Source organism: Tolumonas auensis DSM 9187, from assembly GCF_000023065.1.
Taxonomy (GTDB): domain Bacteria; phylum Pseudomonadota; class Gammaproteobacteria; order Enterobacterales; family Aeromonadaceae; genus Tolumonas; species Tolumonas auensis.
This window is the reverse complement of sequence record NC_012691.1, coordinates 1,932,436-1,957,415: the sequence shown is the minus strand read 5'-3', so window position 1 is coordinate 1,957,415 and position 24,980 is coordinate 1,932,436. Positions and strand designations below refer to the sequence as shown.

At 50.7% G+C, this 24,980-nt stretch carries 22 protein-coding genes; 12 read left to right on the top strand and 10 right to left on the bottom strand.

The window, feature by feature from the left end:
- Positions 1 to 30: 30 nt before the first annotated feature.
- Positions 31 to 1,038 carry an aldo/keto reductase gene (locus TOLA_RS09075; RefSeq protein WP_015878867.1) on the top strand — a complete coding sequence of 336 codons (1,008 nt, stop codon included), beginning with the start codon at positions 31 to 33 and terminating at the stop codon, positions 1,036 to 1,038.
- 21 nt (positions 1,039 to 1,059) lie between these two features.
- Here the strand turns inward: TOLA_RS09075 and TOLA_RS09070 are convergent, their stop codons facing one another.
- Positions 1,060 to 1,377, bottom strand: a complete 318-nt coding sequence (locus TOLA_RS09070; protein ID WP_015878866.1) for an NAD(P)H-binding protein — start codon at positions 1,375 to 1,377, stop codon at positions 1,060 to 1,062.
- A 208-nt stretch (positions 1,378 to 1,585) separates the two neighbouring features.
- Here TOLA_RS09070 and TOLA_RS09065 point away from each other — a divergent pair, with 208 nt between their 5' ends.
- On the top strand, positions 1,586 to 2,368 hold the full coding sequence (locus tag TOLA_RS09065) for a DeoR/GlpR family DNA-binding transcription regulator (RefSeq protein WP_015878865.1): 783 nt from the start codon (positions 1,586 to 1,588) through the stop codon (positions 2,366 to 2,368).
- Positions 2,369 to 2,390: 22 nt separating this feature from the next.
- Complete coding sequence (locus TOLA_RS09060) at positions 2,391 to 3,281, top strand: PHP domain-containing protein (protein ID WP_015878864.1); 891 nt, start codon at positions 2,391 to 2,393, stop codon at positions 3,279 to 3,281.
- On the opposite strand, the gene TOLA_RS09055 is transcribed toward TOLA_RS09060, so the two are convergent.
- From TOLA_RS09055 to TOLA_RS09025, 7 genes are all read right to left on the bottom strand, one after another.
- On the bottom strand, positions 3,267 to 4,463 hold the full coding sequence (locus tag TOLA_RS09055) for an MFS transporter (RefSeq protein WP_015878863.1): 1,197 nt from the start codon (positions 4,461 to 4,463) through the stop codon (positions 3,267 to 3,269). The two genes, TOLA_RS09060 and TOLA_RS09055, sit on opposite strands and share 15 nt — an antisense overlap.
- The gene (locus TOLA_RS09050) at positions 4,460 to 7,198 is read right to left on the bottom strand and encodes a cation-translocating P-type ATPase (RefSeq protein WP_015878862.1); all 2,739 of its coding nucleotides are present in this window, start codon (positions 7,196 to 7,198) and stop codon (positions 4,460 to 4,462) included. Before TOLA_RS09050 ends, TOLA_RS09055 begins: the two co-directional genes overlap by 4 nt.
- A gap of 190 nt (positions 7,199 to 7,388) precedes the next feature.
- Positions 7,389 to 8,363 carry a bifunctional glyoxylate/hydroxypyruvate reductase B gene (locus tag TOLA_RS09045; protein WP_015878861.1) on the bottom strand — a complete coding sequence of 325 codons (975 nt, stop codon included), beginning with the start codon at positions 8,361 to 8,363 and terminating at the stop codon, positions 7,389 to 7,391.
- 33 nt (positions 8,364 to 8,396) lie between these two features.
- Positions 8,397 to 9,344, bottom strand: coding sequence for a 2-hydroxyacid dehydrogenase (locus tag TOLA_RS09040; RefSeq protein ID WP_015878860.1), 948 nt, complete (start codon positions 9,342 to 9,344; stop codon positions 8,397 to 8,399).
- Positions 9,345 to 9,479: 135 nt separating this feature from the next.
- Positions 9,480 to 9,911 (bottom strand): cupin domain-containing protein, encoded by a 432-nt coding sequence (locus TOLA_RS09035; protein ID WP_015878859.1) that lies wholly within the window; start codon positions 9,909 to 9,911, stop codon positions 9,480 to 9,482.
- A 67-nt stretch (positions 9,912 to 9,978) separates the two neighbouring features.
- Positions 9,979 to 10,200, bottom strand: coding sequence for a hypothetical protein (locus TOLA_RS09030; RefSeq protein ID WP_015878858.1), 222 nt, complete (start codon positions 10,198 to 10,200; stop codon positions 9,979 to 9,981).
- A 74-nt stretch (positions 10,201 to 10,274) separates the two neighbouring features.
- Positions 10,275 to 10,868, bottom strand: a complete 594-nt coding sequence (locus TOLA_RS09025; RefSeq protein ID WP_015878857.1) for a uracil-DNA glycosylase family protein — start codon at positions 10,866 to 10,868, stop codon at positions 10,275 to 10,277.
- A gap of 267 nt (positions 10,869 to 11,135) precedes the next feature.
- Between TOLA_RS09025 and TOLA_RS09020 the strand changes: the two genes are divergently transcribed.
- The 6 genes from TOLA_RS09020 (at position 11,136) to TOLA_RS08995 (ending at position 18,552) form a co-directional block, all read left to right on the top strand.
- Positions 11,136 to 13,754: a nitrate reductase gene (locus TOLA_RS09020; RefSeq protein WP_015878856.1), complete on the top strand. Its 2,619-nt coding sequence runs from the start codon at positions 11,136 to 11,138 to the stop codon at positions 13,752 to 13,754.
- A gap of 26 nt (positions 13,755 to 13,780) precedes the next feature.
- Positions 13,781 to 14,542 (top strand): uroporphyrinogen-III C-methyltransferase, encoded by a 762-nt coding sequence (gene cobA / locus TOLA_RS09015; RefSeq protein ID WP_015878855.1) that lies wholly within the window; start codon positions 13,781 to 13,783, stop codon positions 14,540 to 14,542.
- Positions 14,543 to 14,564: 22 nt separating this feature from the next.
- Positions 14,565 to 15,125, top strand: coding sequence for an ANTAR domain-containing response regulator (locus TOLA_RS09010; RefSeq protein ID WP_015878854.1), 561 nt, complete (start codon positions 14,565 to 14,567; stop codon positions 15,123 to 15,125).
- Between the two features lie 220 nt (positions 15,126 to 15,345).
- Entirely contained in the window at positions 15,346 to 16,710 is a 1,365-nt protein-coding gene (locus TOLA_RS09005) for a CmpA/NrtA family ABC transporter substrate-binding protein (RefSeq protein WP_015878853.1), read from the top strand.
- 54 nt (positions 16,711 to 16,764) lie between these two features.
- Entirely contained in the window at positions 16,765 to 17,703 is a 939-nt protein-coding gene (locus TOLA_RS09000; RefSeq protein ID WP_015878852.1) for an ABC transporter permease, read from the top strand.
- A gap of 18 nt (positions 17,704 to 17,721) precedes the next feature.
- Complete coding sequence (locus TOLA_RS08995) at positions 17,722 to 18,552, top strand: ABC transporter ATP-binding protein (protein ID WP_015878851.1); 831 nt, start codon at positions 17,722 to 17,724, stop codon at positions 18,550 to 18,552.
- A gap of 56 nt (positions 18,553 to 18,608) precedes the next feature.
- On the opposite strand, the gene TOLA_RS08990 is transcribed toward TOLA_RS08995, so the two are convergent.
- The gene (locus TOLA_RS08990) at positions 18,609 to 19,724 is read right to left on the bottom strand and encodes an alkene reductase (protein ID WP_015878850.1); all 1,116 of its coding nucleotides are present in this window, start codon (positions 19,722 to 19,724) and stop codon (positions 18,609 to 18,611) included.
- Between the two features lie 48 nt (positions 19,725 to 19,772).
- Positions 19,773 to 20,252, bottom strand: coding sequence for a nuclear transport factor 2 family protein (locus tag TOLA_RS08985; protein WP_015878849.1), 480 nt, complete (start codon positions 20,250 to 20,252; stop codon positions 19,773 to 19,775).
- 131 nt (positions 20,253 to 20,383) lie between these two features.
- Between TOLA_RS08985 and TOLA_RS08980 the strand changes: the two genes are divergently transcribed.
- From TOLA_RS08980 to TOLA_RS08970, 3 genes are all read left to right on the top strand, one after another.
- Entirely contained in the window at positions 20,384 to 21,301 is a 918-nt protein-coding gene (locus tag TOLA_RS08980) for a LysR family transcriptional regulator (protein ID WP_015878848.1), read from the top strand.
- A 363-nt stretch (positions 21,302 to 21,664) separates the two neighbouring features.
- Positions 21,665 to 23,134 (top strand): NarK family nitrate/nitrite MFS transporter, encoded by a 1,470-nt coding sequence (locus TOLA_RS08975; protein WP_015878847.1) that lies wholly within the window; start codon positions 21,665 to 21,667, stop codon positions 23,132 to 23,134.
- 84 nt (positions 23,135 to 23,218) lie between these two features.
- Entirely contained in the window at positions 23,219 to 24,946 is a 1,728-nt protein-coding gene (locus tag TOLA_RS08970) for a bifunctional protein-serine/threonine kinase/phosphatase (protein ID WP_015878846.1), read from the top strand.
- Positions 24,947 to 24,980 lie beyond the last annotated feature (34 nt).

The window sequence follows — 24,980 nt, the reverse complement described above, 5'->3', positions numbered from 1 at the left end:
TTGAAATAACTCACTCATCGGGACGTTATTATGAAATACAGAGAATTAGGTAAAACCGGCATTAAGCTTTCTGGTATTGGTCTTGGCTGTATGGGCATGAGTGCCGCCTATGGCACACCGGATAATGATGAGAGCATTGCCACGCTGTACCGTTCACTGGAATTGGGGATTAATTTCTGGGATACGGCTGATATTTACGGCAATGATCATTCGAATGAAAAATTATTAGCTCAGGTATTAAAAGAAAAACGCGATCAGATTTTTCTCGCCACTAAGTTTGGTTTTGCACTGAATGAAGGGTTTACTGATAGCTTTCAACCCGGTGCAACTTACCTGAATGGCAAACCTGACTATGTCAAACAAGCCGTCGAAGGCAGCCTGCAACGGTTGGGTGTTGATTGCATCGATCTTTATTACCTGCACCGCGTTGACCCGAATACGCCAATTGAAGATACCGTCGGCGCAATGGCCGATTTAGTAAAAGAGGGGAAAGTTCGCTATCTTGGTTTGAGTGAATGTACGACAGAGCATTTGCAACGTGCGATGAACGTCCATCCGATCACAGCTGTGCAGAGTGAATATTCATTGCTGACCCGCACCCCGGAAGAAAACGGTATTTTGGAGTTAACCAAAGAACTGGGTGTGGCATTCGTTCCGTTTGCACCGATGAGTCGTGGTTTAATGACAGCAACTGTCAACGTGAATGAACTGGCTGCCAATGATTTCCGCACACGCTTGCCACGTTATCAGGGCGAATATCTGGATAATAACCAGAAACTGGCTGCGGCCTTTGCGGCATATGCACACGAAAAAGGTGCGACAGCAGCACAATTAGCCATTGCATGGGTGATTGCTCAAGGTGAGCATATTATTCCTATTCCAGGCACTAAACGCCGTAAATATCTGGAAGAAAATGCCGCCGCTGTTGATTTGGCGTTATCGAGTGATGATTTAGCCAATATTCAGGCTATTGTTGATCAATTCCCGCTAACCGGGCCGCGCTACAGCTCGAATGAAAGTAAATTTATAAATAAATAAGCCACTTAAATGCGTTGTTCTTCAACCGGAGAACAACGTTTTCAACATCTTTCGCTTCAGACCGCTGGCATGCATGGCTTTGACGATGTTTTCTGCGGCCGCTTTCATATTCCCGCTCAGGTTGGCGTAAACCACATCTTGTCCTTCCATGGCGGCGACCAGTTTTTGATAATCCATGACATCGCCGTCAACTATATCCACCCGACTCTGGTCGGGATTATTCAGGCGACGGGCATTTCTTAAATACAGGCTTAAATGCAGATCGGTATTTTTTAATAAATATTGCGTTGTTACGCGGGCCAACGAACCGTTTGCACCAAGAATTAATACATTTTTCATGTGTTCATCCGAATTGAAGATTGAGGTAATGAACTGTTATTTTTAAGAAAAGGTCGTATCTGGTAAATCAATGGTTTTGATATGACTAATCTCATGAAGTGGAATAATCACGTCAGACTATCTCATTGCACGTTTAAACTTGTTTTTGCATGTTTGTGCGGCATTGGTTATGATTCATCCAGGCTGAATAAGCAGAAACGAGAAATTTATGAATTCTACCGACGTGATCGATTGTTTACCGGAAGAACGGCAGCGTTCCATTCTGGCGTTACTGACAGAACAGGGGCGGGTAGTCGCTTCCGAGCTGGCCCGTAAGTTCAATACGTCGGAAGACACGATACGACGTGATTTGCGTGAGCTCGCCGCGGCGGGTTTATGCAAGCGGGTTTATGGCGGGGCACTGCCGGTTTCTCCGGCGTCGGGGTCACTGACCGAACGGGAAGCGCAAAATCCGGAGCGGAAGCAGGCTCTGGCTGCGGGTCTGGTAAAACTCATTAAACCCGGACAGGTGGTGTTTATTGATGCGGGGTCGACGAATCTGGCGGTGGTTCATGCGTTGCCGGACGATCTGAACATCACCGTGGTCACGAACGCACCTTCTATTGCTGCAGTATTGGCCGAGCGGGAAAATATTAATCTGATTCTGATCGGCGGCAGCATAAACCGGAATACCGGTGCCGCACTCGGCGCGCAATCGCTGCGCGATGCCGCCAATATCCGCCCGGATCTCTACATTCTCGGCGTCTGCGCGCTGGATGCGGAAATGGGGCTGACAGCGTTTGATCTGGAAGATGCCGAGTTCAAACGCCTTGTTACCTCGCAGGCCAAGTCGATAGTGACGGCCATAACAAACGATAAGCTTGAAACCACGGCACCGTTCCGGATTGCCGGAACCGATATTCTGACCGCGCTCGTGGCCGAGGCGGATGCCGATGAACAATTACTGAAATCGCTGTGCGGACCGGATGTTCAGATCCATCGTGCAGTTTGACTCTATGAGACAGAGGATTTTTATGTCAAAAATTGATTTGCACATGCATTCAGCATTTAGTCTGGATGCGGATTTACCGGTAGAAATATTGATCGACAGATGTTTGGCTAATCAGGTTTCAACATTAGCCGTCACCGATCACAACTCCGTTCATTCGGTGAATGTCGCCAGACAATATACACAGAATAAAGACGTCACTGTTTTATCGGGTATTGAAATTGACTGCTCTTTTCAGGGCGGCAATTATCACTTATTAGGTTATGGCTTTAAGGGCGACATGGCCGATTTCTATAATCTTGAAAAACATATTACCAAGCTGCAGGCGGATGTCGTTCCCGTAAAACTGCAAAAACTGAAAGATCTTGGTTTTCATCTGGATGAAGATCATCTCTATCATCTGGCCAAAGGGAATACTCCGCAGGAAGAACAGATGGCAGAGTTAATCCTTGAAGATGAACGGAATTTTTCGCATCCGCTGTTGTCAATCTATCGCGGTGAAGGTGCCAGAGCCGATATGCCACTGATCAATTTCTACTGGGATTTCTTTGGTGCAGGCAAACCGTGCCATACACCGGTTGCCTATCCGGCATTAACCGATATGGTGTCATTAATAAAAAGTAATCATGGTATTCCTGTTATTGCGCACATTGGGGCCAATGTAAAAACAGACCATTTAAAAGTACTGGATGAAATGAAAGCAGTCGGTGTAATGGGCGTGGAGGTATTCTCCAGTTACCATAATGCGGAATTGGCTAATAAGCTTTATGACTATGCACTTGGAAGTGATTTATTTGTGACTTGCGGCAGCGACTTTCATGGTAAAAATAAACCCAAAATTGAAGTCGGCATCTGTAATTACGACTTGGCAGCAGAGCAATATATAAAACGTTTTGTTGAATCAGCTTTGGCTTAACTTAGCGTTTAAAGCCAGCAGTAATAACGTTGTTCCGCAAAACCCGGCGCCCGTCAGAAAAGTGGCTGAGGCGCCGAAACTATCCCACAGCCAGCCGGCGACGACACTGGCGATCAGCATGGCCACACCACTGGCCAGATTGAAAAAGCCAAAGGCCGTGCCGCGTAAATCAGCGGGGGCAGTGTCGGCCACCAGTGCAGCCAGAATGCCCTGCGTTAACCCCATATGCAGACCCCACAGCACAACACCGAGCAGGAGAATACTCCAGTGACCATCCACAGCCAGTGCCAGGTCGGCTGCAAGTAACATCACCAGACCATAAGCCAGAAATGTGTAACGACTGACATGATCGGATAAATGTCCGAAAGGGTATGCCGAGAGTGCATAAACGATATTCATCAGCACCATGACCAACGGGATGTAGGCGATCGGGACTCCGCTATCCTGCGCTCGCAGCACCAGAAATGCCTCGCTGAAACGGGCAAGCGTGAAAATACTGCCGATGCCGACAATCCACCAATAACGACTGTCCAGTCGCTGTAAATTAGCCATCACCAGCGGATTAGTACGTTGTGTCGTGGCGTGTGATTCCGGTTCCGACACACCAAAAATCAGCAATAATACCGCCAGAAATCCGGGGATCACGGCGACCCAGAACACAGCGCGGAAATCATTGGCCCACAACAGCATCAGGCCCACAGCCAGTAATGGCCCGACAAACGCACCGACGGTATCCAGTGACTGGCGCAAGCCAAAGGCGGCACCACGTAATTCCGGCGGCGTAATATCGGCAACCAAGGCATCGCGCGGCGCACCACGAATGCCTTTCCCAACGCGATCAGTCAGTCGGGCGGTCAGAACCAGCCCGATACTGCTGGAAAGGGCAAATACCGGTTTGGTTAATGCTCCCAGCGCATAACCTGTAACAGCCAGCCATTTCCGTTTGCCAAAATAATCACTGATCACGCCGGAAAATACCTTCACGATCAGAGCCGTTGCTTCCGCCAGACCTTCAATCAACCCAACCATCAGCGTGCTGGCACCGAGCGTGGTGACCATAAACAGCGGCAGCAGGCTGTGGATCAGTTCGGATGAGATATCCATCAGCATACTGACAAATCCCAGGATCCAGACTGCCGTCGGAATGCGGCGTAATGGTGACGGTTTCATTTTCGGGCTCATTTTTTGCCATTCCTGAAAAATAAGCGTGGCGTGAGCTGTTTTTCTACTTCCATCAGCAGATAAAGCAGCAGGCAGCTACCGATAATGATAAGCCAATCCTGCAAATCAATCGGCGCTGTGCCGAAAAGAGTATTCATGAAAGGTACATAAGTCAGTGCCAGTTGCATGAGTGTCAGCGCAAAAATGGCCAGTAGCGCATAGCCATTTCCCACCCAACTGGTGAGATCCAGCGTTGCATGATTCAGCGCCCGGCAACTGATCAGATAGACCATTTCGGCGACGACCAGACTATTGATAGCCACGGTCCGGGCCCGGGATAGATCCGGCTGATGGGATGTACTCCAGTCATAGAGCGTCAGCGTGAGCACCATCAGCAGCACAGAGACAAAGGCAATACGGAAGAGCAGGGCGCCGTTTAGCAGTGAATCGTCACTTTGCCGCGGAGAGCGTTTCATTATATCCGGCGCGGCGTGGTCAAAGACGAGCGGCACGGACAATGTGATGGCGCTGACCATATTGACCCACAAGATCTGTACCGGGGTGATCGGCAGGGTAATGCCAAGCAGAATAGCGGCGACCATCACCAGTGCCTGACCGCCGTTCGTTGGCAGCAGAAAAACCAGCGCCTTGCGCAGATTGTCATAGACAGTCCGCCCTTCCAGTACGGCAGTACGCAGCGTGGCAAAATTGTCATCGGCCAGTACCATGCCGGCGGCTTCCTTGGCCGCTTCAGTGCCTTTCATGCCCATGGCAACACCAATATCGGCGCGTTTCAGGGCAGGTGCATCATTAACGCCATCACCGGTCATGGCTACGACTTGCTGGCCAGCCTGTAACGCGGCGACTAGTCTGAGTTTATGTGCGGGCGTTGCGCGGGCAACGATATCGATTTCTGCCGCTCTTACCTGTAACTCATGATCCTCAAGCTGCTCCAGTTCACTGCCGGTCAGCACCTGCAAGGGTTCACTTAATCCAAGCTGTGAACCGATTGCCGCAGCAGTGCTGGCATGATCGCCGGTCACCATAATGACGCGGATCCCTGCCTGCTGGCACTGGGCGATGGCATGACGCGCCTCTTCCCGTGGCGGATCCATAATGCCGACCAGACCCAGCAGACTGAATTGATACGCGGAGAGATCCGGCGTGCCATCCTGATTGGGGGGAATGGAAATAGCCGCATCCGCGGTATCCGCTTCCGCCAGCGCGAGTACGCGTTGTCCGCGGGCTGCAAAACTGTCTATCGCTTGCTGCCATTTATCGGCATGTAACGGGTAAGCACCGGCCGGCGTCCAGACTTGAGTACACATTTCCAGTACTTTTTCAGGCGCCCCTTTCAGCAGGAGCTGATAGGGTTGCGGAGATCCTGCCGGTGCAGGATGCAAGGTCGCCATATAGCCATGGCTTGATTCAAACGGTATTTCAGCCAGTCGGGGAATGGTTTGCTGGATTGATGCAGGGTCTAAACCTGCTTTCGCCGCCAGAATTAATAACGCCCCTTCGGTGGGATCACCATGCAACTGCCAAGGCTGACTTTCCTGATCAAAACGGGCGTCATTACAGAGAATGGCGGCCGTGGCGAGTCGTTGTAAGGTTAGTTGCTGAGCCTCGGTTGGCGGTTGTTCTTCTGCGGTAATGTCACCTTGCGGGTGATAGCCAACACCGCTGACGGACAATTCACCATTGATGAGCCGCACTGATTGTGCACTCATCTCATTCCGGGTCAGCGTGCCGGTTTTATCGGTACAGATAACAGAGACCGAACCGAGAGTTTCCACTGCCGGCAAGCGGCGGATAATGGCGTTATGACTGGCCATCCGTTGCACACCAATGGCCAGCGTGATGGTGATAACAGCGGGTAATCCTTCCGGAATGGCTGCAACCGCCAGCCCGACCACCGCCATGAACAGTTCATCAATCGCGTAATTCCGCCAGATCCAGCCAAAGGCAAAAGTGAGAGCGGAAAGCGCCAGGATCGCTTTGGTCAGCACATGACCCAGATCACCGAGCTGTTTCATCAGCGGGGTCGTCATAGGCTCCACGGCGCGTAGCATATCGCCGATTTTGCCGATTTCGGTATTATCACCGATAGCAGTAATGACACCGCGCGCGCGTCCCTGAGTGACCAGCGTACCGGCATAGAGCATACATAACCGTTCTGCCAGCGGGGTGTCCGGCGCGACCGGATTGGCCTGTTTTTGCACGCTGAACGACTCACCGGTCAGTGCACTTTCCTGTACCGCTAAATTGATACCTTCAATTAACCGCAGATCGGCCGGAACCCGATCCCCTGATTCCAGCAATACAATATCGCCGGGAACCAGCACTTCAGAATCGACCTGCTGACGCACGCCGTCCCGCAAAACATGGGTATGTACCCGCAACATGCTGCGGATGGAGGCCAGAGCCTGTTCGGCTTTGCCTTCCTGAATAAATCCGAAGATACCGTTAATGATCACGACAGCAAAGATGACGCCACCATCCGTCCAGCGTCCCAGCAACCAGCTCATAACGGCGGCTACAATCAGCACATAAATCAGCACATTGTTGAATTGGCGTAACAGTTTGAGCCAGTTGCTTTCACCGGGAGGTGGGGTCAGGCGGTTAGCCCCGTATTTTTGCTGGCGTTGCTGTACTTGTTCATCAGAAAGGCCATCGGTTTGAGAGCCGACGATTTGTAAAACCTGAGAGGTCGGTTGAGCATGAAAATCAGAAGAGGAGAATGCAGGATCGGTCATCACTTGCTCCATTTTGAAATGTATGCCGGATTAGTATCCTCCTTAATCATGGCATATGGGAACGAGTTAATGAAAAAAATGACGCTTATTTATCAGTGAATTGCTTGCATGTTGCTGATGCAGAGGGGCTGAACCGGCGTGTATGCGGTGCACTATAAGGTGACCAGAGAAGACTGATCACCTCAGAAAATCAGCGTAAAATGTCCGGATTGACACAGTGCTTCGTCAGGTCACCTTTCAGTGCTGCCAGCAGATTTTCTACCGCCATTTTTGACATTTCATAACGGGTTTCGTGGGTGGCAGAACCGATATGGGGCAGGGCGACGACATTCGGCAGTGACAGTAATTCTGAATTTACCGGCAGCGGTTCCGTTTCAAACACATCCAGTCCGGCACCTTTGATCACGCCGGATTTTAATGCCTCAACCAGTGCCGCTTCATCAACCGAGGCGCCGCGGCCACCATTAATGAAAAAGGCAGAAGGCTTCATTTTTGCCAGTGTGTCACGATTAATGATGTGGCGGGTTTCCGGCATCAGTGGCAGTACGTTACAGACAAAATCCGCATCGGCCAGCAATTCATCCAGTGAGCAACGACGCGCGTTTAATTGCTGTTCGGCTTCCGGTTTGGCGGAGCGATTGTAATAAATCACATTCATACCAAAACCAAAGTGAGCACGCTTAGCCACGGCATAACCGATACGCCCCATCCCCAGAATACCGATGGTTTTGCCATGCACGTTTGAGCCGTACCAGTCCGGGCCGATACTGCCTTGCCATTCGCCTTGTTTCACCTTTTCCGCTAGTTCCGTAATGCGGCGGGCAGCACACAGCACCAGCGTAAAAATGGTGTCTGCAGTAGTTTCGGTCAGCACACCGGGGGTATGCATCAGCGCAATACCGCGTGCCGACAGTTTGGCGACGTTGAAGTCATCATAGCCAACAGAGATAGTCGACACGGCTTTTAACTTTGGAGCGGCAGCCATCAGTTCATCAGAAAATTGCAGACCAACACCGATAACACCTTCTGCCTCAGCTAACGCTTTGATAAAAGCAGCACGGTTATCTGCATTGATGCCGTCAAAATAAGTGACCTGACATTGTTCCTGTAATTTAGCCAACAGGTCATCAGGGATTTTTCGGTAAAGCACAACGTTTGGTTTCATTATCACCTCTGAAATAAGTTTGCCCGATAGACATCAGGCATGACGATGAAGAATAGGTTCTCCGGTTTGTAACCGGCGGATATTGTCACATGCGGCTTCGAATATCCCTTGTACAGAAATATCGGTGACACCACCAATATGCGGGGTGGCGATGATATTTTGTTGGAAGATCGGATCGGTCGGATCCGGTGGCTCCTGCCAGAATACATCCAGCCCGGCACCGGCAAGATGTCCGCTTTTCAGTGCTGTTTCGAGCGCATCTTTATCAATCAGACCGCCCCGGCCAAGATTGATCAGAAAACTCCCGGCTTTCATTTGGCGGAAGGTTTGCTGATTCAGAATATGATGTGTATCCGGGCTGTCGGGCAGGCTGAGCACGACAAAATCCGCTTGCTGCAGCAAGGTGGGCAGTTCGTGCAATGTGCCAAGCCAGTCCAGATGATGGGTTTTGGCAAAATCAGGATCGACGTGTTGCTTGATGCCGATCAGGCGCATATCAAAAGCAGTCAGGCGTTTTGCCAGTACTTTGCCGATACCGCCTAAGCCAATCAACCCGACGGTTTTGCCTTTCAGCCCCAGGCCCATTGGTCGACCTGATTCGCGTTGCCGGAAATGATGGGGAATTTCATGCGCGTTACGCGCCAGCGCCAGCATCATATAGATGCCTAACTCCGCGACAGAATCGGCATTACCGGAAATATCGGTGGGAACGTTAGCGACAGCGATCTGATGCTGTTTTGCGGCTTCAAGGTCAACACCTTCCAGACCGGCACCAATCTGCTGGATCAATTTCAGCTGGTCTGCGGTTGCCAGCAAACGGGCGTCAATTTTGGTCATGGTGGGGATGAGTACATCAAAACCTTGCAGTGATTGTGTACCGTAACCACCTGCTGCAACAAACGCCACATCGGGAAGCGCCTGGCGGAATTTATTGAGAATGCCGCCCCAGGCGTGTTCTTCCGCAGCAAAGAGCACCTTCATTCCTGAACCTCTTTATCTGTTTGATTTCAGGAATACTATAAAAAGAATCGGGGCGGAGTAACAGTCTTCGTTGATACAACACTGCCTCGCAGTAGTGAGGCAGAGTCCGGGTTGAACGATGATTGATGCGTGTGGTCAGGCATCCTTGGGCACTGCAGGAACAAGACCATAGCGACGCATGACAGATAATAATGCTGCTTTGTCGGGAGGTCCGCCTGCGTTAACAACGGCGGCTATGTCCAGGAAGTACTGTGCACCGATATCCGGCGACTGGACGATTAGTGCCTTGGCCGTCTTGTCGAATGGGTTGGCGAATGAGTGAACCACCCCCTTGGGTGTACTCATGGTCTGTCCGACACCCAAATCGTGGGTTTCATCGCCAACCGAATAGCGGAGAATACCTTCGAGTACATAGACGCACTCTTCGTTGTTGGAGTGACTGTGCGGCGGAGGAACATTGGATGCAGGAGGGACGGTGAGTTCGAACATACCAATGCTCGCGCTCTGCGATCCGTCGACGACATAGTTGATACCGAGTTGACCTATCTTGATTTCAGATGTAGCCATAGTGCGCCTCCGATTATCTGGCACTGTGTGCCATACGAACACACCAACACACAGTGCTTATTCAACACTATTTCATGTTCTCGTCACCGTGCCATACATGCCCGGCATTACACGCCTTGGCAACCTCGAGACAAGGGTCATCGCCATGGATCTGGAAGAAATGTTTATCGTCCTGAGTCAAATACGAAGCCATGTCAGGCGTTATGCTGATAAAAGCCTCGCCGGCGGTGAGGTTAACTACGTGGTAATCGGTGGACAGATACTCGAGAACCTTTTCACGACTGTTCATAATCGCCTCCCTGAGTGAATGGATCCTCTATTGAAGATAGCAGCAGGCGACTGACTCTTCCAACATCACTGGGGTTAATGTGCAGTGTCACCACCAAGGATTTCTGCTACCCGGCTTTGAAGCTGTGGCACCAGCTCTTTCTCAAACCACGGATTGCGTTTGAGCCAGAAATTATTTCGCGGGCTTGGATGCGGCAGCGGAACAATATGAGGCCAGTATTTGTGCCAGGACTGAACGATCTCTGTCAGCGTTCCCGTCTCATTCGGAAGATGATAGGCCATAGCGTACTGACCGATGACCAATGCGAGTTTGAGGTTCTTCAGATGTGACAGCAATGGCGCTCTCCAGGCGGGAGCGCATTCCGGTCTCGGCGGCAGATCGCCAGACTTGCCGGTTCCGGGGAAGCAGAAACCCATCGGCAAGATGGCTATCTGGCTGGCATCGTAAAATACTTCACGCGAAATACCCAGCCAGGAGCGCAGCCTGTCACCACTGGCATCGTTGAACGGGATACCTGTTTCGTGAACCTTTCTCCCCGGCGCTTGCCCGGCAATCAGGATCTGCGCGGATGCCTGCATTTGTAGCACCGGATGCGGGCCGAGCGGTAAGTGCTTTGCGCAAAGCGTGCAGGCACGAACATCGGTGAGTAGTGATTCGAGTGATGTCATGTGGGTGTCTCTAGCTGCTGATTAAGTTGAAGTATTGCGCAATATACTTCTTCAGCGATATTCAAATTTGTGCCCTCTTAGGGCACCCCCTTCCTTTTATTGCTCAATTCTGGTGCATTTTCCCGGCTGTTTTCAGAAAAATCCTTTGTTATCAAGTTGTTTAAATCAGGCATGAAACTTGTATCAAAAATACTAAATTAGATTTGGGACACCGACGTCCGCGCTCTCTTGAAGGGCCGGACGTTTTTTTATTTTAGAGAGGCAAGGATGAGTCGTGTTCATACCAGTTGTGCTTATTGTGGCGTCGGTTGCGGCATTACGGTAGAGGATGCCAAAACCTTGTCCGGAGACACCGGACATCCGGCGAATGGCGGGGCGTTATGTGTAAAAGGCGGCAGTTTGATGGAAACGCTGGCTTTTCCGAATCGCCTGCTTTATCCGCGTCTGAACGGTCAACAGGTTAGCTGGAATAATGCGCTCGATGAAATGGCGGCACAGTTCAGCCGGATCATCGCTGAAACGGGTCCGGAGTCGGTCGCGTTTTATGTCTCCGGCCAGTTACTCACCGAAGATTATTATGTCGCCAATAAGCTGATGAAAGGCTTCATCGGCGCTGCGAACATTGATACCAATTCCCGTCTTTGTATGTCTTCCGCCGTCATGGCGCACAGTCGGGCTTTTGGTGAAGACGTGGTGCCGGGGTGTTATGACGATCTGGAACTGGCTGATCTGCTGGTGATCGCCGGTGCGAATACGGCCTGGACACATCCTGTCATTTTCCGCCGCATTCAGCAGGCGCGTGCGCGTCGCCCTGACATGAAAATGGTAGTAATTGATCCGCGTAAAACCATGACCGCGGAACAGGCCGATCTGCATCTGGCCGTGCGTCCGGGAACGGATGTCTGGCTATTTAACGGCCTGAGTCGTTATCTGCTGGAAAATGATCTGGTCGATAACGCCTATATCGAAGATCACGTCAACGGCTTCAGTGAACTGCATGCGCTGCTGATGACACCGGATTATGAGTTGGCGAACGTGGCGCAGAAATGTGGCCTGACGGTCAGCGAACTGCAGACCTTCTATCGCTGGTTTGGTGAAAACGAAAAAGCGGTGACACTATTCTGTCAGGGGATCAACCAATCCAATCAGGGTACCGATAAAGGTAATGCACTGATCAACCCGCATCTGCTGACCGGGCGGGTCGGCAAGCCGGGGGCTTCACCGTTTTCGATGACCGGCCAGCCGAATGCGATGGGTGGCCGTGAAGTCGGTGGGCTGGCAACACAGTTGGCTTCTCACATGACCTTCTCTGATGAAAACTGTGACCGGGTTGCCCGTTTCTGGAACGCGCCGAATATTGCCCGTAAACCGGGCTTAAAAGCCGTCGATATGTTTGAGGCGGTGCGCAGCGGCAAAATCCGCGCGTTATGGGTGGTGGCGACCAACCCGGCGGTGTCATTACCGGATTCGGTGATGGTGCGTGAAGCGCTGGCAAAATGCGAGTTTCTGGTGGTTTCTGAAATGACACCGAAAACCGATACTGCACAATTCGCGCATCTGCTTCTGCCAGCTGCCGGTTGGGGGGAACGCGGTGGCACAGTGACCAACTCTGAACGCTGCATGACGCGTCAGCGCGCCTTCACTGATGCACCCGGCGAAGCCAAGCCGGACTGGTGGGCGATGGCTGAACTGGGTAAACGCCTCGGCTTTACTGAAGCGTTTGATTACAACGATACCGTCGATATCTTCCGTGAACATGCGGCGTTGTCAGGTTTTGAAAACAGCAGCCGTCAGTTTGATATTTCCGCTCTGGCGACACTGACGGATGAAGAGTACGAGCAATTCACGCCACGCCAATGGCCGTTACCTGCCGGTAAAAATGTCGCCAGTCAGCGCTTATTCGGTGATGGCTGTTTTTCTACTCCGAATGGCAAAGCCAATCTGCTGGCCGTGGTGCCGCAGGAGCCCGTCCTGAAGCGGAAAGCCGAACGGCAGGAAGGCTCTTGGTTGTTAAATACCGGTCGTCTGCGTGATCAATGGCACACCATGACGCGTACTGGGCATCTGCCGCGATTAATGGAAACCGAACCGCTGCCGAAAGTGTATGTGAACCACCAGACTATTCTGAATAGCGGGTTTACCGAAGGCGCGTTGATCCGCATTAATTCCCTGCAAGGTTCAGTGATGACCTTGCTGGGTCGCGACGATGGACTGCGCGATGGTGAAGCGTTTATGCCGATGCACTGGTCGGACGATTTTTCATCCTGTTCCGGTGTGAATCGTTTGGTAGCGCCGGTGGTGGATGCTATCTCCGGTCAGCCGCAGTTCAAGCAAACCGAAGTGATGGCGGAAGCGGTCAATGTGAAATGGCATGGCCTGTGGGTCGGGCAGCATGAACCGGAATTAGAAGTGAGCTGGTGGGCGCGGCGTCCGTTAGATGCCGGTGAATGTCGCCGTCTGACCGATGAAACCCGTACCGCTGAGCAGGTCTGGTTCCAGCTCGCCCAACAGGGACGCTGGTTACGTCTGCCACTGAAAAGTGGCTGGCTGGCGGTGAAACTGAATCAGGGCCGCATCATTGGTTTACTGATGGTCAGCACTACGCATCAGCAGGTGAATATCGATCTGTTGGCGGGGTTGTTAGGTCTGCCAATGAGCAGTACCGCGCTTTCCACCACGCTGGAACAGGCGCTGGCGGGTGATAGTCGCATGATTTGTTCCTGCTTCCGCGTCAGTGAAAAACAGATTGTGGATGCGATCAGCGAGCAGGGCATTGGTGAACTGAGTGGTCTGCAGAGTCTGCTGCGTTGCGGCACAAACTGCGGCACTTGCGTGGTGGAGCTGAAAAAATTGCTGCACAAACACATCAGCAGTAACGAAGTCTGATTAACGAAGCAAAAGGAGTGTTGAAGATGAACGGATTTGTTTCGTTAGTAGGTGCTGGCCCTGGTGATCCGGATTTGCTGACCGTTAAAGCATTACGCAGTATCCAGCAGGCCGATGTGGTGGTGTATGACCGTCTGGTGAGTGATGAGATCCTGGCACTGATTCCGGCTGCGACGGCGCGTTATGACGTCGGTAAACGTTGCGGACAGCCCAGCCTGAAACAGGAGGCGATCTCGGAATTACTGGTGACGCTGGCTGGAAAATACAAACGGATTGTTCGTCTCAAGGGCGGTGATCCGTACGTGTTCGGTCGCGGTGGTGAAGAGGCATTACTGCTGGTGGCGAATAATGTGCCATTTGAGGTAGTGCCGGGTATTACCGCCGCCATTGGTTGTGCTGCTGCGACCGGCATTCCGCTGACGCACCGTGGTCTGTCGCGCTCAGTCACACTGGTGACTGGCCATGTGCAGGATGGCGGTGAATTTCACGGCTGGAGTGGTTTAGTCAAAGCCGGTGGCACTTTGGTTTTTTATATGGGCCTGGAGCGGGCAACGGAATTGCGCCGCGGCTTATTGCAGGCCGGTGCTCCGGCGAATTTGCCTATTGCGCTGGTGGCTGCCGGCACCACACGTCAGCAGCGGGTTGAAGTGACGACCCTCGCGTGTCTGGAACAAACCGCTCATACTTTAAGCGGATTAACGCCCGTTTTAATGATCATGGGTGAGGTTGTTCAGTTACGGGCAGAGTTAGGTGATATGGCTGAAACCTTGCTGCAATCGGTAGCCTAGATCTTCTATTTAGGAATCATGGATGAGTTATTCGAAGATCCTGATTTATAGCGACGATATAGCCCAGGCAAACCGCCTGGGTTTGTTATTAAGTCGTTATGGTCATGAGCCTTATTTAGTGCGACAAATCGACCCTATGCACCCACCGGGTGATATTCATGGGGCGATGCTCGATTGCCGGCGTTTAACGGCAGAGTGGCGTTTGGTCGCCACCACACTGGCTGGTCAGGGCTTGCCGGTGGTGGTGTTTATGGAAAATTTGCCGGAAACGCAGCAGCAACTTTTACTGGAAGCTGGTGTGACGCTGGTGCCGCACCGGGTTGAAGAGAAAGAACCGGTAGAAAGCTGGCTGAAACAGGCGCGTCTGCAACAGGATGTGATGCGTAAACAGCAGCTGGCAGTGGATGATCTCACGCAGCGTCTGGAAGAGAACAAACTCATCCAGCAGGCCAAAGCGCGGCTGATGAAAGTGCAGGGACTGGATGAAGAAACAGCTTATAAGGTAATGCGTTCCACGGCGATGAAAAACAGCCAGTCCATGGCGGATCTGGCGCGCAGAATTCTCGCCACGCTGGTTGACTGATCCGGTGCGCCTGCACCGTTCTGAATCATTAAATTCCATTAAATCCCCTAAAAATGCATAAAAAAGCCATGTTTTGATGGCTTTTAAAACTGGCACGAAAGCTGAATGTATCAAATATGTTAACGGATCAGCCAACGGCGGCTTCCCAACAATTTGGTATCTCAGGCAATGACGCCTCACTGGAATTGACCAGTGAGGCGTTTTTTTTTGGAGCAATGGAATGATCACATTAAAACGCAATGCAGTGGCTCTGATGGTAAGTGCAGTATTAGTTTCAACTGCGGTGCAGGCGCAAGTTGGCGCCCCTGAGAAAGAAGAGCTGAAACTGGGTTTTATCAAGTTAACTGATATGGCTCCTCTGGCGGTCGCTTATGAGAAAGGCTATTTCGAAGATGAAGGGCTGTATGTCACGCTGGAAGCACAAGCCAACTGGAAAGTGCTGCTGGATCGCGTGATCACCGGTGAATTAGACGGTGCACATATGCTGGCTGGTCAGCCGTTGGGTGCCACTGCAGGTGTGGGTACCAAGGCCGATGTGGTGACCGCGTTCAGTATGGATCTGAACGGTAATGCGACCACCGTTTCCAATAAGATCTGGGAAGCGATGAAAGCCAACGTACCCGCCGGCGCGGACGGTAAACCGGTGCATCCTATTAAAGCAGATGCGCTGAAACCCGTTGTGCAGTCTTACAAAGATCAGGGCAAAGCCTTCAACATGGGCATGGTATTCCCGGTCTCTACTCATAACTATGAGCTGCGTTACTGGCTGGCCGCAGGTGGGCTGAACCCTGGCTTTTACGCGCCACTGAAAGGGGACAACACCGGACAGCAACAGGCCGATGTCCTGTTGTCAGTAACCCCGCCACCACAAATGCCAGCTACGCTGGAAGCCGGCACAATCCTGGGTTACAGCGTTGGTGAACCGTGGAATCAGGCTGCGGTCTTTAAAGGTATCGGTGTGCCGGTCGTGACTGACGCTGAGATCTGGCACAACAATCCTGAAAAAGTTTTTGGCGTAGCGCAAAGCTGGGCTGAGAAATATCCGAATACCCACGTCCATCTGGTGAAAGCACTGATCCGTGCCGCTTACTGGCTGGATCAGGACAACAACGCTAATCGTCAGGAAGCGGTCAACCTGCTGGCAAAACCGGAATATGTCGGTGCTGATGCCAAAGTGATCGCGAATTCCATGACCGGCACCTTTGAATTTGAAAAAGGCGACAAACGTCCGGCTGCCGACTTCAACATCTTCTTCCGTCATCACGCGACTTACCCGTACTACTCCGATGCGATTTGGTATCTGACGCAGATGCGTCGCTGGGGTCAGATCCCGGAAGCGAAACCAGACAGTTGGTATGCCGATCTGGCGAAGAAGGTTTACAAACCGGAAGTGTACCGTCAGGCCGCAGAAGAGCTGATCGCTGAAGGCAAGATGAAAGTCAGCGACTTCCCTGATTTTGCCAAAGAAACTGGCTATAAATCGCCCGATAACAAGTTCATCGACGGTATTACCTACGATGGTCACAAACCTAACGATTATCTGAAGCAATTTCCAATCGGCCTGAAAGGCGATCAGAAACTTTAAATGTCAGGTATAGGTTGAGATTAGGGTTAAGGCTGAAGTTGAGGAGAGTTAACCATGTCAGCATTACTGAATATCAAATGGCAAAATATGGCGTTTCCATTCGTGGGTCTGCTTGCCTTCCTGTTCTTCTGGCAAATAGCTGCAAGTCAGGTCACTACTACACTGGGCTCTTTACCGGGCCCGGTCGCGACCGCCCAGCAATTTATGGGCTTGGTGGATGAACACGAAGCAGAACAAGATAAGAAAACCGCCTTTTATCAACGTCAGGAGCAACGTAATGCTGACAAGTTAAAAGCCGATCCTGATTTTAAAGTGACGGTGCGCCCGTATACCGGACGCCCAACCTTCTTTGATCAGATCACCACCAGTCTGATCACCGTTGCGACCGGTTTTCTGGTTGCCAGTTTGATCGCGATTCCGATGGGGATCATCCTCGGTCTTAATCAGTGGATGTATCAGGCGCTGAATCCGGTTATTCAGATCCTGAAACCTATCTCGCCACTGGCCTGGTTGCCGCTGGTGACGATGGTGGTGAGTGCGGTTTATTCCAGTGATAACCCATTGGTCGCCAAATCATTCATCAACTCCGCGTTCACGGTAACTCTGTGCAGCCTGTGGCCAACACTGCTGAATACCACCGTGGGCGTAGCGAACATCGATCCTGACTTAAAAAACGTCAGCCGTGTATTGAAACTCGACCCGCTGACGCATGTGCGCAAAATTGTGCTGCCATCGGCGATACCGATGATTTTCACCGGCTTGCGCCTGTCGCTGGGCGTGGCGTGGATGGTGCTGATTGCAGCAGAAATGCTGGCGCAGAATCCGGGCTTAGGCAAATTCGTGTGGGATGAATTCCAGAACGGTAGCGCTCAGTCACTGGCTCGTATCATGGTTGCTGTGGTCACGATTGGTATCATCGGGTTCATGCTGGATCGTGGCATGCTGCAACTGCAGAAATGGTTCTCTTGGGATAAACGCAGTGAACTGCGCTAATTAATAGGGATATTGAAAATGAGCAAAACCTATCTCGATTTAAGTGCCGTGGGCATGCGTTTCAAAACCGACAAAGGCTTTTTTGAAGCACTGGTTGATGTAAATCTAAAGATCGCCAAAGGTGAGTTTATCTCCCTGATCGGCCACTCCGGTTGTGGCAAAAGTACCGTGCTGAATCTGGTGGCTGGCCTGACCGAAGCCACTTCCGGCGGCATCATTCTCGATGGTCGTGAAGTTGATGGCCCCGGCCCGGAGCGTTCGGTGGTGTTCCAGAACCACGCTTTATTGCCTTGGTTATCGGTCTATCAGAACGTTGAACTGGCTGTGCGTCAGGTGATGAAAGAGGCCAGCAAAAAAGAGATTGAAGAGAAAGTGCGTTACTACCTGTCACTGGTACAGATGGACCACGCGCTGGATAAAAAACCGCACGAGATCTCCGGCGGCATGAAACAACGTGTCGGTATCGCCCGTGCGTTGTCGATGTCACCAAAAGTGCTGCTGATGGATGAGCCATTTGGTGCATTGGATGCGCTGACGCGTGCTCACTTGCAAGATTCGGTAATGGAAATTCAGGCGGAACTGAACAACACCGTCATCATGATCACGCATGACGTGGATGAAGCGGTGCTGCTGTCTGATCGTATTGTGATGATGACCAACGGCCCATCGGCCACTGTGGGTGAGATCCTGAATATCGATCTGCCGCGCCCACGTGATCGGGTTGAGCTGGCAGACAACCCGCATTATCACCATTTACGTCAGCAGGTGCTGAGCTTCCTGTATGAAAAACACAGCAAAGTGACCCGCTTGAAAACGGCTAAAACGACGAAAAGTAGTGCAGTTGCTTAGCGCTATTTTTGTATGAATTTCGGGCTTTGGAGGTTCTCTAAAGCCCGATTTTTTTGTTAGCTGGCGGGTTTTATTTCATAGAAGGGGTAGTCGGTATAGCCCTTCTCAACAGCACCATCTATTCCATAATAGGTTGCGCGATCACTTTCCGCGAGAGGCCAGTTATTTTGCATACGTTCTACCAGATCGGGATTTGAGATAAATGGGCGGCCAAATGCAATCAGATCTAAATCGCCATTACTCAGGGCTTGTTCGGCTGACTCACGCGTAAAACCACCCGCAGCAATCAGCGTTCCTTTATAGTTTTGTCGAAATTGCGTTGCAAACCCATCAGGAATAGCTTCAGCACCGATAGTGAGCTGGTCACTCAAATGCACATAGGCAAGGTCTCGTTCATTCAATGCACTGGCTAAACTTAGCCAAGTTTCAGCCTCTTCCGCATAAGGATGCATGTCATACAGTCGACCAAACGGCGATAAGCGAACACCCACTTTGTTACTGCCCAGTTTATCCGCCAATGCATCGAGCGTTTCGAGTAAAAAACGCAGTCGATTCGCGATTGATCCGCCATAAATATCCGTACGGTTATTTAAAGCACCGTTGATGAATTGTTCAAACAGATAGCCGTTTGCACCGTGCAACTCAACGCCATCAAAGCCCGCTTCGATAGCACGCAGGCCTGCTTTCACAAAATCAGCGGTAACTCGTTGAACTTCATCCGTGAGCAAGGCGCGTGGCGTGCTAGCTTTGACTCGGCCGGGTTTGCCCGGTTCAACCCAGGCATAAGCATGTGACGTCGCCACCGCTTCGGCAACGGATGATACCGGCGCTTGGTTATTTGGCTGAATTGACACATGCGACAAGCGTCCGACATGCCAAAGTTGAGCAAATATTTTTCCACCTTTTGCATGAACCGCATCGGTCACTTTGCGCCAAGCCTGCGTTTGCTCATCCGTATATAAGCTTGGGTTGAAGAGATATCCGCAACCTTCCTGGCTTACCGGCACACCTTCAGAAATGATTAAGCCAGCAGAGGCGCGTTGTGCGTAATACAGAACGGTTTGTTCATCCGGAACATTGTTTGATGCTCTTGCTCGTGTCATCGGTGCCATCACGACACGATTTGATAATTGAGTACCGGCCAGATCGTAAGATGTGAATAAAAGACTCATTAAAAACCTCAAATAGAAAAAGAAAGGTAGAACATAATTAAGCGATTGTCAGGGCAGCACGAGGCCATTACCGGGAACACCGCCACCGACATTCGGTTCGGGCCACACCACATCTAAACGGGTTCGATTGATTAACCATTTACCATCAACCCGTAGATATTCGTCTGCGTATGATCCCAAAAGTAATAACGGGCTTATTCCGGCGGATCGTTCAGTGACGAAATCGGTGAGGTAGCAACGTCCTTCGGCGTGGTCTTCGCTGAGAATTTCAATCCAATGATTGGAAATGGAATGCAGGAATGGGTAAGCGCCCCGATGTTGGACGTCATATTCCGCAAATGCCTGCGACAAGCCATTCCGTATGGCTTCACGACCCTGCCAACCTGCGCGGTCAACAAAACAGACGGCATCGTTGGTAAATAGCTGGGCCAATTCATCCATGCGATTAGTATCTAAAAAATGACAATATTGGATGCGTAGATGCCGAATCGCTTCAAGGGAAAGTAGTCTGTTTAGCTCGGTGTTCATTAAAGGCTCATTTGCAGTGGGTCATGTGCCGCATAGTCTATTACTAAACTTTTTCGCCATTAATGGGGTAAAATTACAATCACTTCATCCCGCAGGGATTAAATCTGAATGCTTAGTACGAGGAATTAACGATGGACCCGCTTAGTTTCGATGGCATCCGGGAATTCACATTAGCGGCCCAGCTGCAGAGTTTTACCGCAGCGGCTCTGCAGCTTGGTGTAACCAGTTCCGCCGTGGGCAAAAGTGTTTCCCGGTTAGAACGGCGTTTAGGCATAAAGCTGCTGCATCGCACGACGCGAAAACTGGTTTTGACGCATGAAGGCGAAGTCTATTTGAGCAGTTGTTTACATATCATCGATGAGCTTCGTGATATCGAGAGCAACATGTCAACGGGCGTCTCTGAGCCAAGAGGACGGTTGCGTGTCGATCTGCCCGCCGCGTTCGGCCGTCGGCATATCGCACCCATGTTGATTGATTTATCGAAGCAATTTTCTCAGCTCGATCTCACACTGACGTTTGGTGAACGCACCATTGATATGATCGGGGAAGGGGTTGATCTGGCTGTTCGCATCGGTGATTTACACAACGATCCTGAATTGGTTGCCCGTAAGCTTGGCGATCAAGAGCTGGTTATTTGTGCGGCGCCTGACTATTTACGTAACAATCCACCCGTTATAGATAAAGCTGATTTACTACAACACGATTGCATCATTGGTTGGCGGAAAGGGCTGCGTGCAGCTTGGTTGCTTAAAAATGCGAAAGGGGAATTAGAGCAGCAACAGATCCTGGTTCGCCATGAATTTGGTGATGGCGAGATGATGCTGCAAGCCACGCTGGATGGTTGTGGTTTATCGCAACTGCCGACGTGGTTGATTTCGGAACATCTGCAAAACGGGGCGTTGGTCACGGTGCTGGATTGCTACGCTGGCGCGAAGATGCCGATCCATGTGATCTGGCCCCGCACGCGCTACATTCAGCCCAAGGTGAGAATGACGGTCGATGCCTTGCTTCAAATGGCAAAAATGAAACCTAATGTATTTGGCTGCTGAAAAACCAATTTCGTAATACTGGTTGGCTGATCTGGTGCAATTGCACCGTCGTGAATCATGGGAAACCATGAAAACTCTTAAAAATACATATAAAAGCTATGTTTTGTCGGGCTTTTAGAATTGGCATGAAAGCTGAATGTATCTAAATTGTTAACGGATTAGCCGATGGGCTTTCCAACAATTTGGTCACTCAGGCAATGACGCCTCACTGGTTAATTCCAGTGAGGCGTTTTTTTTGAGCGCTACGCCAGTCGGAAAATACCAACTTAGAGCAAAGGCGTTCGCTTCACCGACCCAATGTTATTGGGAACAGTGGCAGATCGGACGCGTTTAGGTTTGTTTCCAAGACAAGATGGAATCATTATGAAACAAGATAATAAATTTAATATGCTGTCATTTACCGGCAAAATGAAGATTCTTCATCTGAGTTGGATGGCCTTTTTTATCACGTTTGTGGTGTGGTTTAACCACGCGCCATTGCTGGGTTTGATCGCCCAATCCCTGAATATCAGCATGGCAGAAGTAAAAACGCTGCTGATCCTGAATGTCGCGTTAACCATTCCCGCCCGTATCATTATCGGTATGCTGACCGATAAATTTGGCCCGCGTCTGACCTATAGCTTTTTACTGTTCGCAGGCAGTATTCCCTGCTTCTGGTTTGCGTTCGCGACCGATTTCGCCCAGCTGGCGATGGCCCGATTGCTGCTCGGTTTTGTCGGTGCCGGATTTGTTATCGGTATCCGCATGGTCAGCGAATGGTTCCCGGCCAATGAACTGGGCATCGCGGAAGGTATCTACGGCGGTTGGGGGAATTTTGGTTCGGCAGCGGCGGCTATTTTGCTGCCAACGATCGCCTTGTTCTTTGGTGGTGATGATGGCTGGCGTTATGCCGTTGGTTTTTCTGGCTTGATCTGCTTGGCGTTTAGTTTTGTCTGGTACTTCAACGTTTCTGATTCACCGAAAGGTTCCACCTATTTTAAATCCAAAAAAATGGGTGGTCTGGAAGTGACCAGTAAAGGCGATTTCTTCTTCCTGCTGCTGATGAAACTGCCCATGTATATTGCGCTGGTGTTAGTCACCTGGAAATTATCACCACACGGTGTGGCGCTGATTTCTGACTCCATGGCCTTCGGGGTGTACGCAGTTCTCGCGGCGATTCTGGTTTACGACTGTTTCTGTGTTTATAAGGTCAATAAAGAGATCTTTCATACACCAGTGCCGGAGATTCAGCGTTACCAATTTAAGCAAGTTGCGGCAGTTAACATTCTCTATTTCACCACTTTTGGTTCTGAGTTGGCGGTCGTGTCTATGTTGCCAATGTTCTTTGCCGATGTGTATAAGCTCGACATGGTCTATGCCGGTTTAGTCGGGTCGTTGTTTGCCATCATGAACCTGATCGCGCGCCCTTATGGTGGCTGGTTAAGTGACCATTTTGGTCGGAAAAAGACGTTGATGTTTGTGATTGCCGGGCTGGCGGTGGGTTTTTGCGCGATGTCGATGATCACGAGTGCATGGCCGTTATTCTTTGCCGTGCTGGTCGTCATAACTTGTTCATTCTGTGTGCAGGCCGGTTGTGGTGCGGTGTTTGCGGTGGTGCCACTTATTAAACGTCGCTTGACTGGCCAAATTGCCGGCATGACCGGGGCGTATGGTAATACTGGCGGTGTGTTCTTCCTTACAGTGCTCTCGTTCGTGGATTATTCAACATTCTTTTTGGTAATAGCAGCGACCGCGATTTTGGGGATCACTGCTATCTTGTTTATGAATGAACCTCGTGGCCATATGGCAGAAATAAATGATGATGGTACGGTAGAACTCATCAAAGTGAGTTAAGTTATAGGGATAAAAACGGCTATTCATAAGAATAGCCGTTTCTCTTTTTTTGAAATATAGATTAAACATTACGGGTGAAGCAGCATGGCAAAATCCCTTCAGGTTCGGGTTGGCGGATATTCAATTGCAGGGCAAAAGGCCATTAATCAGGATGCGTTTGCCGTTAAGATCCCAGACCATCACGAACTGGATTATAAAGGGATCGTCGCCGTCATTGCTGATGGCGTGAGCAGTTGTGAAGACTCGCATATTGCCAGCCAGACCGCGGTCACCAGCTTCATCAATGACTACCTGAGCACCTCGCCGAATTGGAGCGTCAGCACCAGCGCTTCCAAAGTGATCACCAGCCTGAACCGTTGGTTATATCAGAAGAATCAGCAAAATCATGGCGTCAAAGACAGCATGCTGACGACATTCACCGCTGCGGTGATTAAATCGTCCACGCTGCATGCTTTTCATGTCGGCGATACCCGAATTTATCTCTACAGCAATCAACAACTCGAAAAACTAACCACCGATCATGTCGCCATGAGCGGCAAACGCACACACCTGACGCGTGCATTAGGGGCAGATTCGCACCTTGAAGTTGATTACTTAAAGCGCTTACTCAGCGAGGGTGATCGCATTATTCTCACCTCCGATGGCGTGCATAGTGTTCTGACGCCAGAAATGATGTGCGATATTCTTGCTCGTGAGCATGATCTGGATGCACAAGCCAAAGCGCTGGTGGATCTGGCGTTATACAAAGCCAGTGACGATAACCTAACCGCACTGATTCTCGCGGTGGATTTGCTGCCTAATGAAACACTGGATGAAACGCAGCAGCGGCTAACCCAATTGCCCATTCCGCCAGTGTTGCAGGTAGGAAATAAAATCGATGGCTATGAAGTGCTGGATATTATCTTCAGCGGCACGCGCAGCCATATGTATAAAGTCAAAGATATTGAAACCGGTGCGTTGTTTGTGCTCAAGGCACCGTCAGAATATTTCACCGAAGATCTGCTGTATCTGGATGGTTTTATCCGCGAAGAGTGGGTTGGGTTGACGATTGATCATCCGAACGTGATGAAAACCTATAAGCCGTTGCGGCCGAAACAGTTTATGTATTATCTGGGCGAATATATTGTTGGCTGCGATTTAAGAACCTGGATCAACGAACATCCGGAACCTGCATTAACGGCTGTCAGAGAGATCACCAAACAGATCATCGCCGGATTACGCGCCTTTCAACGCAACGACATGGTGCATCAGGATCTAAAACCGGAAAACATCATGCTCACCACCGAGGGCAAGGTCAAAATCCTCGATTTTGGCACCGTGCTGATCGCCGGCAGTCAGGAGATGAATTCCCCATTGGATAAGTCCATCCCGCAGGGCAGTGTGAATTACATTGCACCGGAATATCTCATGGGATTACCCGGTACCATGCGTTCTGACTTGTTTTCGTTAGGCGTCATTGTCTATGAAATGCTGGTCGGCAAACTGCCTTATAAAGAACGTTCGCCGCGAGCGGGTAAATTAAACAGTTATGCCGAATTGACCTATACGCCGGGGAAATACTTCCGCAAAGATCTGCCGGTCTGGGTTGATGCGGCATTACAAAAAGCACTGCAGCCCGATCCGGAAAACCGCTATGAGGCATTTTCTGAGTTTTTTACTGATATTTCAGCGCCGAATCGGGCGCTGGAAGCTGATTTACAGCATCGCCCTATATTGGAAAAGAACCCGGTTTTATTCTGGAAGCTAACTGCCTTGGCTTTGTTGCTGGGAAATTTGCTCCAGATGTTCTATCACATTTTTAATGCAGGCTAGGTCACAGAATCTTCGCCATGCTGGTTGACTGATC

Bases quoted from the DNA above. Each gene is read 5' to 3' on its own strand.
- TOLA_RS09075 (WP_015878867.1), top strand. From the start codon at position 31: ATGAAATACAGAGAATTAGGTAAAACCGGCATTAAGCTTTCTGGTATT.
- TOLA_RS09070 (WP_015878866.1), bottom strand. From the start codon at position 1,377: ATGAAAAATGTATTAATTCTTGGTGCAAACGGTTCGTTGGCCCGCGTA.
- TOLA_RS09065 (WP_015878865.1), top strand. From the start codon at position 1,586: ATGAATTCTACCGACGTGATCGATTGTTTACCGGAAGAACGGCAGCGT.
- TOLA_RS09060 (WP_015878864.1), top strand. From the start codon at position 2,391: ATGTCAAAAATTGATTTGCACATGCATTCAGCATTTAGTCTGGATGCG.
- TOLA_RS09055 (WP_015878863.1), bottom strand. From the start codon at position 4,463: ATGAGCCCGAAAATGAAACCGTCACCATTACGCCGCATTCCGACGGCA.
- TOLA_RS09050 (WP_015878862.1), bottom strand. From the start codon at position 7,198: ATGACCGATCCTGCATTCTCCTCTTCTGATTTTCATGCTCAACCGACC.
- TOLA_RS09045 (WP_015878861.1), bottom strand. From the start codon at position 8,363: ATGAAACCAAACGTTGTGCTTTACCGAAAAATCCCTGATGACCTGTTG.
- TOLA_RS09040 (WP_015878860.1), bottom strand. From the start codon at position 9,344: ATGAAGGTGCTCTTTGCTGCGGAAGAACACGCCTGGGGCGGCATTCTC.
- TOLA_RS09035 (WP_015878859.1), bottom strand. From the start codon at position 9,911: ATGGCTACATCTGAAATCAAGATAGGTCAACTCGGTATCAACTATGTC.
- TOLA_RS09030 (WP_015878858.1), bottom strand. From the start codon at position 10,200: ATGAACAGTCGTGAAAAGGTTCTCGAGTATCTGTCCACCGATTACCAC.
- TOLA_RS09025 (WP_015878857.1), bottom strand. From the start codon at position 10,868: ATGACATCACTCGAATCACTACTCACCGATGTTCGTGCCTGCACGCTT.
- TOLA_RS09020 (WP_015878856.1), top strand. From the start codon at position 11,136: ATGAGTCGTGTTCATACCAGTTGTGCTTATTGTGGCGTCGGTTGCGGC.
- cobA (WP_015878855.1), top strand. From the start codon at position 13,781: ATGAACGGATTTGTTTCGTTAGTAGGTGCTGGCCCTGGTGATCCGGAT.
- TOLA_RS09010 (WP_015878854.1), top strand. From the start codon at position 14,565: ATGAGTTATTCGAAGATCCTGATTTATAGCGACGATATAGCCCAGGCA.
- TOLA_RS09005 (WP_015878853.1), top strand. From the start codon at position 15,346: ATGATCACATTAAAACGCAATGCAGTGGCTCTGATGGTAAGTGCAGTA.
- TOLA_RS09000 (WP_015878852.1), top strand. From the start codon at position 16,765: ATGTCAGCATTACTGAATATCAAATGGCAAAATATGGCGTTTCCATTC.
- TOLA_RS08995 (WP_015878851.1), top strand. From the start codon at position 17,722: ATGAGCAAAACCTATCTCGATTTAAGTGCCGTGGGCATGCGTTTCAAA.
- TOLA_RS08990 (WP_015878850.1), bottom strand. From the start codon at position 19,724: ATGAGTCTTTTATTCACATCTTACGATCTGGCCGGTACTCAATTATCA.
- TOLA_RS08985 (WP_015878849.1), bottom strand. From the start codon at position 20,252: ATGAACACCGAGCTAAACAGACTACTTTCCCTTGAAGCGATTCGGCAT.
- TOLA_RS08980 (WP_015878848.1), top strand. From the start codon at position 20,384: ATGGACCCGCTTAGTTTCGATGGCATCCGGGAATTCACATTAGCGGCC.
- TOLA_RS08975 (WP_015878847.1), top strand. From the start codon at position 21,665: ATGAAACAAGATAATAAATTTAATATGCTGTCATTTACCGGCAAAATG.
- TOLA_RS08970 (WP_015878846.1), top strand. From the start codon at position 23,219: ATGGCAAAATCCCTTCAGGTTCGGGTTGGCGGATATTCAATTGCAGGG.